This is a genomic window from Nocardioides stalactiti (genome assembly GCF_014180715.1).
In the GTDB taxonomy this organism is placed as follows: domain Bacteria; phylum Actinomycetota; class Actinomycetes; order Propionibacteriales; family Nocardioidaceae; genus Nocardioides; species Nocardioides stalactiti.
The window spans coordinates 1-9840 of the sequence record NZ_JACEFC010000135.1 but is presented as its reverse complement, the minus strand read 5'-3'; the positions used below and the strand labels follow the sequence as shown (position 1 = coordinate 9840).

The following is a 9840-nucleotide window of genomic DNA, read 5'->3' as shown; positions in this document are numbered from 1 at the left end:
CGACGCCGCCCGGACGCGGACGTCCGGGCGGCGTGCTGGTTGCCTGAGGGTCAGACGATGTCGACGGCGCGGATCGAGGTGGCCGAGATGGCGGACTCGATCTCGCCGAGGGTGTCGGCGGGGATGGCCGAGTCGACCGACAGGGCGACCAGCGCCTGACCGCCCTTGGTGTCGCGGGAGACCTGCATGCCGGCGATGTTGACCTGCGCGTCGCCGAGGATCTGGCCGACGGTGCCGACCATGCCCGGGCGGTCGTCGTAGGTGAAGAACGCCAGGTGGTCGGTGGGCTCGATGTCGATGTCGTAGCCGTTGACCTCGACCAGGCGCTCCTTCTGGTGGATGCCCACCAGGGTGCCGCTCACGGAGACCTGCGAACCGTCGGCGAGGGTGCCGCGGATCGTGATCAGGTTGCGGTGGTCGGCGCTCTCCGGGTCGGTCACGAGGCGTACGGCGACGCCCCGCTCGGCCGCGAGCAGCGGCGCGTTGACGTAGGACACCTGGTCCTCGACGACGGTGCTGAACACGCCCTTGAGGGCCGCGAGCTCGAGCACCTTGACGTCGTGGTCGGTGATCTCGCCGCGGACCTCGACGTCGAGCTGCTGGGCGACCTCGCCGGCGACGCCGGTGAAGATCTGGCCGAGCTTCTCGGTCAGCGGGATGCCGGGGCGCACGTCCTCGGCGATGACACCGCCCTGGACGTTGACCGCGTCAGGGACGAGCTCACCGGCGAGGGCGAGGCGGACGGACTTGGCGACGGCGATGCCGGCCTTCTCCTGGGCCTCCTCGGTCGAGGCCCCGAGGTGCGGGGTCGCGACGACGTTCTCGAGCTCGAAGAGCGGGCTGTCGGTGCACGGCTCCTTGGCGAACACGTCGAGACCCGCGGCGGCGATCCGGCCGGTCTTGAGCGCGTCGTAGAGGGCGGCCTCGTCGACGATGCCACCCCGGGCCGCGTTGACGAGCACGAGCGAGGACTTCGCCTTGGCGAGCTGCTCGGCGCCGATCAGACCGGCGGTCTCGGGGGTCTTGGGCAGGTGGACCGACATGAAGTCGGACTCCGCGAGCAGGGTGTCGAGGTCGACGAGGCGGACGCCCATCTGCGCGGCCTTGCCGGCCTGCACGTAGGGGTCGTAGGCGATGACGTCCATGCCGAACGCGGCGAGGCGCTGGGCGACGAGGACGCCGATCCGGCCGAGGCCGACGATGCCGACGGTCTTCTCGAACAGCTCGATGCCGCCGAACTTCGACCGCTTCCACTCGCCGTTCTTCAATGCCGCGTGGGCCGGCGAGACGTTGCGGGCGGCCGCGAGCATGAGGGCGACCGCGAGCTCGGCAGCCGAGGTGATGTTGGAGGTCGGCGCGTTGACGACCATGACGCCGGCCTGGGTAGCGGACTTCACGTCGACGTTGTCGAGGCCGACCCCGGCCCGGGCGACGACCTTGAGACGGTTGGCGGCGGCGAGCGCCTCGGCGTCGACCTTGGTCGCGGAACGCACCAGGATCGCGTCGACGTCGGCGATGGCGGCGAGCAGCTCGGCGCGGTCCGCACCGTTGCAGTGACGGATCTCGAAGTCCGGTCCCAGCGCCTCGACGGTGGCGGGGCTGAGCTCTTCGGCGATGAGAACGACGGGGCGGTCAGTCACAGCAATTGTCCTTCGTCAGGATCGTGCGGAGGTGAGGGTGCACGACGCTGTGCCGCCCTCACGGTACCGGACGGTCAGGTGTGTTACGAACTCGTGTCAGACCTCGAAAAGGTCGTTCGCCCGACCCTCAGCCGAGCGCGGCACCGAGGCGCGACAGCGGCTCCGACAGCGCCTGGACCGCTGTCGCCAGCGCCCGCACCTCGGCCCTGCTCAGCTCCTCGAACGGGACGAATCCGACCCCGTCACGGTGCCGGCCGAGCAGCCGCTGGACCGTGGCGAACCGTTCGGTGATCTCGGTGGCGAGCGCAGGGTCGGTGTCGGCGAACAGGGGGAGGACGCCCTCGAACCCGAACCGAGCGCCGTCGATGTTGGCCTGGAGCCCGTCGAGCGCGGTGCCCGACCAGTACTCCTCGTCGCCGGCGAGCTCGTCGGTCGCGGCCTCAGCGACCAGAGCGAGGGAAATGTCGGCGATCTCGTCGACGGAGAACGCGAGATCGCCCTGGATCCGGGCGTCGAGCTCCTCGGTGGTGGCGAGCAGGTCGTCGGCGTACGACGCCCGCTCCTGCGGCGTCAGCGCCCGGTACTTCCCGGCGCGCGCGGGCCACAGGTCCTTCTCGATCCGGTGCCAGCCGGTCCACTCCTCGCCGGCCTCGACGTCGACGTCGGCCTCGCGCGCGTCGAGCCGGGACGCGAGGTCGCCGAAGGACTCGGCAACGGTCTCGATCCGCCCCCAGTGGGAGCGCGCCTCGCGATAGAGCGCCCGCGCCTCGTCGTCCTTGCTGCCGTCCTTAAAGAGCTCGACGAAACGCGCCGTGGTCTCGAGGAGGTCGTCGGACTCGGTCGAGACGTACGACGCGTAGCCCGCTTTCGCGGTGTCGACGAGCTGCTGGTCCTCGGTGCCCAGGGTCGGCGTCCGGCTCGCGACGTCGCCGGCCTCGGGGCCGTCGAGACCGGGCTTGTCGTCGACGGCGCAGCCGGTGAGGGCCACGGCGGCGAGCGCGGTCCCGGCCAGGGAAAGGGAGAGGCGGTTCACCCCCGGGATGCTAGGCCGATGGCGGCGCCTTGCCGCAGACACGTCACCGGTTGGTCGCCACCGACTACCGTTCACCCATGGGGACCACTCCCCCCACGCCCCGAGGGCTGACTCCCGTCGCGCTGGGCGCCGCCGTCCTGGTGCTCTGCGCGCTCGTCGCTGCGACCTTCGACGGGCCGCGCTGGTCCGAGCGGGACCGCGTCACCGACCGGTCGTCGGCCTCCGAGGACGACGAGCGGGACCAGCCGGAGGACGAGGCCGCCGCACCGGAGGACGAGGCCGCTGCCCCGGAGGACGACGAGCCCTGGCTGCCGTGGGTCCCCCCGGCCGACCTGCTGCTCCTCCTCCCGGTCGCCGCCGTGTTCATCGTGGCGCTCGTGGTCGCCGCCCGGCTCCGGGTCGTACGACGACGCCGCACGCTGACCCGGCGGGCCGCGGTCCGCGCGTCCCCGCACCACGACGAGCCGGCACCGGACGAGACCGTCGAGGACGGGCTGCTCGGGGCGATCGACGCCGGCGCGACCGCGATCGGCGAGGGCAGCCCGCGCAACGCCATCGTCGCCGCGTGGGTGCGGCTGGAGCAGGCCGTCGTCGGCGACCACTTCCCGCACCGTCCCGAGGAGACGCCGAGCGAGCTGGTCGAGCGGGCGGTCGCGTCGTACCGGCTCGACGTCGAGGCGATCAGCCGGCTGGCCGCCCTCTATCGCGAGGCGCGATTCTCGGCGCACCCCGTCACCGAGGAGCACCGCGACGAGGCGGCCGACTGCCTGCGCCGGCTCCTTGCCACGATCACGACCACCCGGCTCGGTGGGACGCGCGCGCCGTGACGGCCTTCTGGATCGCCCTCGTCGTCGCCGCGGTCGCGGTGGCGGGCTACACCGCGCTCGTCAGCCAGAAGGTCGTCAGCGCCGCGTGGCCCGACGAAGCGCCCCTGCAGGTGCGCGAGAACCGCGCGCGCGACCAGCAGGTCAACCACCTCGAACGGCTGCTGACCGCCGACGACCCGACGGCGGCCCACCAGGTCGTGCGGGAGGTCACCCAGCACCTGCTGGCGATGCCCGTGCTCGCCGACGCGAGCCTGGACGCACGGACCGCCGCGTTCGTGATCGACGACCCCCCGAGCGGCGCCGACCGCTACCGACGAGACCTGGCCGAGGCCGTCAGGAGGATCGAGGAGCTGTGATCGACACCCTGGAGGCGTCCCGGAAGGCCAGAGCCGTGCTCGACGAGATCGAGCGCGCGGTGGTCGGGAAACGCGACGCGCTGACCCTGGTCCTCAGCGCGATCCTCGCCGGCGGTCACGTGCTGCTGGAGGACTTCCCCGGACTCGGCAAGACGCTGGCGGCACGGTCGTTCGCACAGACCCTGGGCCTGGACTTCCGGCGGGCGCAGTTCACGCCCGACCTGCTGCCGGCGGACCTCACCGGCTCCTTCATCTACGACCAGGGCCAAGGCTCCTTCGAGTTCCGCGCCGGCCCGCTCTTCACCGGCCTGCTGCTCGCCGACGAGATCAACCGGACCCCGCCCAAGACCCAGGCCGCACTCCTCGAGGCGATGCAGGAGCGGCAGGTGACGGTGGAGGGCGAGACGTTCCGGCTGGACCCGCCCTTCCACGTGCTCGCGACGGCCAACCCGGTCGAGTACGAGGGCACCTACCCGCTGCCGGAGGCCCAGCTCGACCGGTTCCTCCTCCGGGTCGGGTTCGGCTACCCGGACGCGGCCGAGGAGTGGGAGGTGCTGCGGCGACGGCTCGAGCGCCAGCAGGAGGAGCAGACCCTCTCCCCCGTCGTGACCCGCGACGAGCTGCTCGCGATCCAGGCGGCCGTCGAGCGGGTCACCGTCGACCCCGACATCGGGCGCTACTGCGTGGCGCTGGCCGCCGCCACCCGGAGCCACCACCACACCCTCGTCGGTTCCTCGCCCCGCGGCGGCCTCGCGCTGATGCTGGTGGCACGCGGGTACGCCGTGATCGCGGGCCGCGACTTCGTCGTACCGGAGGACGTGAAGGCGGTCGCCGTCCCCGCGCTCGCCCACCGGGTCACCATCCGGCCCGAGCTCTGGATGACGGAGATCTCCGGGCGGACCGTCGTCGAGACCGTGCTCGGCCAGGTGCCCGCGCCCACCGCGCGCGACCGGGTCTGAACGGGACCGACCGATGCCCGAGTGGCGCCCCACCTACGCCCACCTCCGCGCGGTGGTCGTCGGGCTGGCGACGCTCGTCGTCGGTCTCGCCGCGGGGCGCGCCGACGCCGTCGTCCTCGCCGCGCCCCTGGTGCTCGTCGCGCTCGCGTCGGCCCGGCGCCCCACGAGCGTCCCGACCGCGACCGCCGAGCAGCGCTCGCTCACCGTCAACGAGGGCGAGGAGGTCACCTGGGAGGCGACGGTCACCGGACTGCCGCCGGGCGGGTCCGCGACCTTCGTCCACCCGGGCCAGCGGCTGCTCGAGGTCGAGCCGGCCGAGGGCCTCCTGTGCGACGAGCGCGACGGCAGCGCGGTCGGACAGGTCGCGCTGCGCCCGCTGCGCTGGGGCCGACGCCGGCTGGGCGACCCGACGGTCGCGGCGTACGACGGCTGGTACTCCTGGCGCCACGGCCCCGTCCCGCTCGCCGGCCTGCGGTTGACCGTGCTGCCCGTGACCGCGCCCTACAACGCCGCGGCACCCGCGCCGCACCCCCGCGGCCTGGTCGGCATGGAGCGCGCGGCGCGGCCCGGGGAGGGCACCGAGTTCAACAAGGTGCGGCCGTTCGGTCCCGGCGACCGGCTGCGCCGGATCCACTGGCCGGTCTCGGCCCGCACGGGCCGTCTGCACGTGACGGCGACGTACTCCGACGAGGACGCCCACGTCGCGGTCCTCATCGACGCGGTCAACGACGTCGGCGAGAGCACCGGTATCGACGGGACGAGGAGCAGCATGGACCTGGCGGTGCGGGCGGCCGCGGTGCTGTCTGAGCACTTCCTCCACCGCGGCGACCGGGTCGGCGTGCGGGTCTTCGGTGCGTGGGGCGTCAGCCTGGTGCCGGCCTCGTCGGGCCTGCTCCAGCTGCGACGGATCCTCGACACGCTCTGCCTGATCGAGCCCGGCACCGCGCGCGGCGAGGACGCCCTGGCCGCCCGTCAGGGCCTCGGTGCCGGGACCCTCGCCCTCATGCTGTCGCCGCTGATCGACCCGGCGGCGACGCAGCAGGTCGCGATCCTCAACCGGGCCGGCATCGACGTGGTCGTCATCGACACGCTGCCGCCGGGGATGGAGGACGAGACGGGGACGACCGCGGCCGCGCTGGCCTGGCGGATCCGGATGCTCCAGCGCCGGGTCGAGACGACCCGGCTCGCCTCGCTCGGGATCCCGGTCGTCCCGTGGTCGGGCGCCCACAGCCTCGACCAGGTGCTGCGCGACCTCGGTCGGCGGCGCGCCACCCCGCGGCTGGTCGTGCGATGAGCGCGCCCGTGACCGGTCTGGTCGTCACCGACCGCGACGGCAGCCGGCTCCTCACGCTGACGCTGCCGGGCCTCGTCACCCGGCTGTGCGTCGTGCTCCCGGTGTTCCTGGCCCTGGTGGTCGTCGACCGGCTGGCACCGGAGGCCCCGTGGTGGCCGCCGCTGGTGCTCGTCGTGCTGGCCGCCGCCGCCGCCGAGCTGCCCGACACCTCCGTCGGGCTGGTGACCCTCGGCGGCCTCGTCGCCTGGTGGCTGCACGCGGTCACAGGACCGAGCGAGTGGTGGGCCCTTCTCGTGGCCGGCTGCGGGCTCGCGTTCCACACCGCACTGGCGCACGCCGCCGCCGGGCCGCCGGGCTGCACCCCCACCTGGGCCGTCGTACGACGCCTCGCGGCGCGCTGCACCGGCGTCCTGCTGGTCACGGGTGCGCTGGCCCTCGTGGTCGAGATCGCCGAAGAGGGCGGCGAGCCGCCGCTACTGGTCGTGGGGCTCGCGCTCGCCCTCGTCGCCGCGCTCCCCTGGGCCGTCCGGCGCGGCTAGGCAGCACACCTGGTCGGCGCTAGATCGCGCACCCGTCGGGACCGCAGGCGTCCGCACCTGCCGCACCCGGGACCGTCTGGAGCACCGGCCGGCTCTCGCGCCACGCCTGGTCGAGCAGCTGGGCGAAGACCTCGCTCGGCTGCGCGCCGGAGACGCCGTACCGCTCGTCGACGACGAAGAAGGGCACCCCGGTGGCGCCGTACGCCCGCGCCTGGGCGATGTCCGCGGCGACCTCGCCGGCGAAGTCGTCGCTGGCGAGCACCCGGTCGACCCGGGCCGGGTCCAGCCCGACCCCGAGGGCCACCTCGCGGAGCACGGCGTGGTCGGCGACGTTGCGGGCCTCCCCGAAGTAGGCGTGGAGCAGCGCGTCCTTGAGCCTCGCCTGCACCCGCGGACCGCCCTCCGTGAGCGCGAGGTGCAGGAGCCGGTGGGCGTCGACCGTGCCGACGTGCGGCGAGTCGTGGTGCCGCTGCCAGTCCATGCCGAGCTCGGCGGCGACCGCGATGACCGCCGACTGCTTCTCGGCCGCCTCCTCGAGGCTCAAGCCGTACTTGCGGGACAACATCTGCTGCGCGGTCCCGGTCGGCTCGGTCGGGGCGGACGGGTCGAGGAGGAAGGAGTGGTAGACCACCTCGACCTCGTCACGGTGGGGGAAGTCGGCCAGGGCCCGCTCGAGACGCAGCTTGCCGATGGAGCACCACGGGCAGACGACGTCGGACCAGATGTCGATACGCACGAGTGCCTCAACCAGCGACGCCTCCGAGGTGTTCCCGGGAGGCGCCGCTCGTCAGCAGACGGGCTGACCGGGTCGGCCGAGATCAGCAGCGATCGATGCTGGCGGCCGAGAGCTCGCCGCCGGTGCCCGACTGGTCGCCGTACACCGACATCGTCAGCGCCCACCGTGCCCCGCGCGGGATCTTGAAGGAACCGACGTCGGAGACGTTGCCGTGACGGACCCAGTCGCTCGCCCAGCTGCGGTCGGCGACCGGCTCGCCGCTGCGGGTCGCGGTCAGGGTGGCCGCGACCCGTCCGTCGGAGAGTCGGCGCGCGTCGAGTCGGTTGAAGATCCGCCACGCGGTGCCGTCGTTGATCGCGACCTTGCACGCCTGCTGCTTGGCCCCTTCGAAGGTCTCGATGGTCGTCCAGTCCCTGCCGGGCGCGGGTCGTGCCTCGGCCGTGCCCGCGGCGCTGAGAGGGGCGATGACGGCGGCGACCGTGAGAGCGCCCACCGCCGTTCGGGTGAACCTGTTCACATGTCCCACTTCCGGGGTCAGCCGGCCGAGGTGGCCGGACCTCCCGAGCCTAGGTGGCGGACCCTGACGTGGTCCCAGGGGCGCTGCGCTACTTGAGCGCCAGGGTGACCGTCGGTTCGCCGCCGTCGCGGATGACGTTGTTGCCGTAGGACCTGACCGCTGCCCCGCCGGCGACGGTGATCGCCTCGGTGTTGCCCGAGAGCGACGAGCTGTCGAGGGTGACGATGGCGTTCGCGCCGTCGGAGACCACCCCGGTGGTGCAGCTGAACACAGAGGTGTCGCTCGCGGACAGGGTCGCCGCCTTGACCACCGCCGTCGTCGCCTGCAGGCCGGTCACGCACTTGCTGATCGTCGATCCCACGACGGCGACCTTGCCTCCGGCGTTGACCTGGACGCCGATCGCGGTGGTGGCGACGCTCGAGTCGGTGATGACGGCTGAGGAGTTGCCGCCGTTGGGGCGGACCCAGATGCCGATCGCGCCCGCGCCGTACGCCTCGGTGATCCGCACCCGGTCGACGACCAGGTGGCTGGTGAATCCCGTGGGGTTGAAGTCGATCCCCGCGCCGGTGACGTTGTTGATGGTGGTGTCCTCGACGTGGAGAGAGGCCCCTTGGATGAAGCGGATCCCGCTCGTCGTCGAGCCCAGCCCGTCGATGTCCAGCCCGCGGAGGACGACGTCGTCGTTCACGCCCGCGTTGACGATGATGGCAGCGCTTCCTCCGCCGGCGAGGACTCCGCCCTCGACCCCCACGGCGGAGATGGTGATCGCCTTGGTGATCGTCACGCCGCCGTAGCCGCCCGGGTCGAGCACGTTGATCTCGCCACCGGCCGCGGTCTTCGAGATCGCGCCGGCGAAGGTCTTGCACGGCGCGGTGCGGCTGCACGGATTCGCGTCGTCGCCGACGCCCGAGACCCAGGTACGGGTGGCGCCGCCGCCACCGACCGGATTGGCGGAGCTGTCGCCGGAGATGACGGACATGGCCGCAATGGCAACGGTCAGCCCGAAGGCCGAGACGACGGCGGCGCGCATACGGGGGCGCCGAACCCACGGGGTCGCGATGAGCATGATCTCAACCAAGCACCTCCGGCGGCGCGCCGTAGCAGATCAGCAGAAACCCTGACCCGGCTCGGGGTCGGACCAGGGGTGGAGCGGGGGGGTTGCCCGACGCGCGCGGGGCAGGGTGAGCGGAAGGCTGACCGCCATGATCACCATCGACTCCCTGACCAAGAGGTACGGCGGGTTCACCGCCGTCGACCACGTGTCGTTCACCGCGCAGCCCGGTCGGGTCACCGGCTTCCTGGGCCCGAACGGCGCCGGCAAGTCCACCACCATGCGGGTCATGGTCGGCCTCACCGAGCCGACCTCCGGCCACGTCCACGTCCTCGGCCGCCCCTTCGCGGCCCTGCCCGACCCGGGCCGGGAGGTCGGGGTGCTCCTCGACGCCTCCGCCCAGCACGCGGGCCGCACCGGCCGCGAGATCCTCACCATCGCCGCCCGCACCATGGGCCTGCCCAAGGGCCGGGTCGCGGAGATGCTCGACCGGGTCAGCCTCACCGAGGAGGAGTCGGGCCGTCGCGTCCGCAACTACTCCCTCGGCATGCGGCAGCGGCTCGGCATCGCGACCGCGTTGCTCGGCGACCCCGAGGTCCTCATCCTCGACGAGCCCGCCAACGGCCTCGACCCGGCGGGCATCCGCTGGATGCGCGACCTGCTCCGCGAGTTCGCCGACCAGGGTGGCACCGTGCTGCTCTCCAGCCACCTGCTGCACGAGATCGAGGTCATCGCCGACGACATCGTCGTCATCGGCAACGGCCGGATCGTCGCCGGCGGCACCAAGGAGGAGCTCCTCGCCTCGACCGGGACCCTGGCCCGGGCGGCGGACCCGGCCTTCCTCAGCCGCGCCCTCGAGGCCGCCGGCCTCGTGGCTTCCGTCGCCGC

11 protein-coding genes are annotated in these 9840 nt (G+C 73.0%); 6 read left to right on the top strand and 5 right to left on the bottom strand.

The window, feature by feature from the left end; all coding sequences use genetic code 11:
- Window positions 1-50: 50 nt before the first annotated feature.
- Window positions 51-1640 (bottom strand): phosphoglycerate dehydrogenase, encoded by a 1590-nt coding sequence (serA, locus tag H0487_RS19675; RefSeq protein ID WP_183095929.1) that lies wholly within the window; start codon window positions 1638-1640, stop codon window positions 51-53.
- A 127-nt stretch (window positions 1641-1767) separates the two neighbouring features.
- On the bottom strand, window positions 1768-2673 hold the full coding sequence (locus H0487_RS19670) for an EfeM/EfeO family lipoprotein (protein WP_183095928.1): 906 nt from the start codon (window positions 2671-2673) through the stop codon (window positions 1768-1770).
- Between the two features lie 77 nt (window positions 2674-2750).
- Between H0487_RS19670 and H0487_RS19665 the strand changes: the two genes are divergently transcribed.
- Genes H0487_RS19665 through H0487_RS19645 form a run of 5 tightly spaced genes read left to right on the top strand, consistent with a single transcriptional unit; the run spans window position 2751 to window position 6648 of the window.
- Window positions 2751-3500: a DUF4129 domain-containing protein gene (locus tag H0487_RS19665; RefSeq protein WP_183095927.1), complete on the top strand. Its 750-nt coding sequence runs from the start codon at window positions 2751-2753 to the stop codon at window positions 3498-3500.
- Window positions 3497-3856 carry a hypothetical protein gene (locus tag H0487_RS19660; protein ID WP_183095926.1) on the top strand — a complete coding sequence of 120 codons (360 nt, stop codon included), beginning with the start codon at window positions 3497-3499 and terminating at the stop codon, window positions 3854-3856. The genes H0487_RS19665 and H0487_RS19660 overlap by 4 nt, the downstream gene beginning before the upstream one ends.
- A complete protein-coding gene (locus H0487_RS19655) occupies window positions 3853-4815 on the top strand; it encodes an AAA family ATPase (protein ID WP_183095925.1) in 963 nt (320 codons plus the stop codon). Before H0487_RS19660 ends, H0487_RS19655 begins: the two co-directional genes overlap by 4 nt.
- 13 nt (window positions 4816-4828) lie before the next feature.
- Window positions 4829-6109, top strand: coding sequence for a DUF58 domain-containing protein (locus H0487_RS19650; protein ID WP_183095924.1), 1281 nt, complete (start codon window positions 4829-4831; stop codon window positions 6107-6109).
- Window positions 6106-6648, top strand: coding sequence for a hypothetical protein (locus H0487_RS19645; RefSeq protein ID WP_183095923.1), 543 nt, complete (start codon window positions 6106-6108; stop codon window positions 6646-6648). Before H0487_RS19650 ends, H0487_RS19645 begins: the two co-directional genes overlap by 4 nt.
- Window positions 6649-6667: 19 nt before the next feature.
- Here H0487_RS19645 and H0487_RS19640 read toward each other — a convergent pair whose 3' ends face one another.
- From H0487_RS19640 to H0487_RS19630, 3 genes are all read right to left on the bottom strand, one after another.
- Window positions 6668-7384 carry a DsbA family oxidoreductase gene (locus tag H0487_RS19640; protein ID WP_183095922.1) on the bottom strand — a complete coding sequence of 239 codons (717 nt, stop codon included), beginning with the start codon at window positions 7382-7384 and terminating at the stop codon, window positions 6668-6670.
- Window positions 7385-7466: 82 nt separating this feature from the next.
- Window positions 7467-7877, bottom strand: coding sequence for a hypothetical protein (locus tag H0487_RS19635; RefSeq protein WP_183095921.1), 411 nt, complete (start codon window positions 7875-7877; stop codon window positions 7467-7469).
- 112 nt (window positions 7878-7989) lie between these two features.
- Window positions 7990-8880, bottom strand: a complete 891-nt coding sequence (locus tag H0487_RS19630; RefSeq protein ID WP_183095920.1) for a right-handed parallel beta-helix repeat-containing protein — start codon at window positions 8878-8880, stop codon at window positions 7990-7992.
- Window positions 8881-9103: 223 nt separating this feature from the next.
- Here H0487_RS19630 and H0487_RS19625 point away from each other — a divergent pair.
- On the top strand, window positions 9104-9840 hold a 737-nt coding region (locus H0487_RS19625; protein WP_183095919.1), incomplete at its 3' end, for an ABC transporter ATP-binding protein.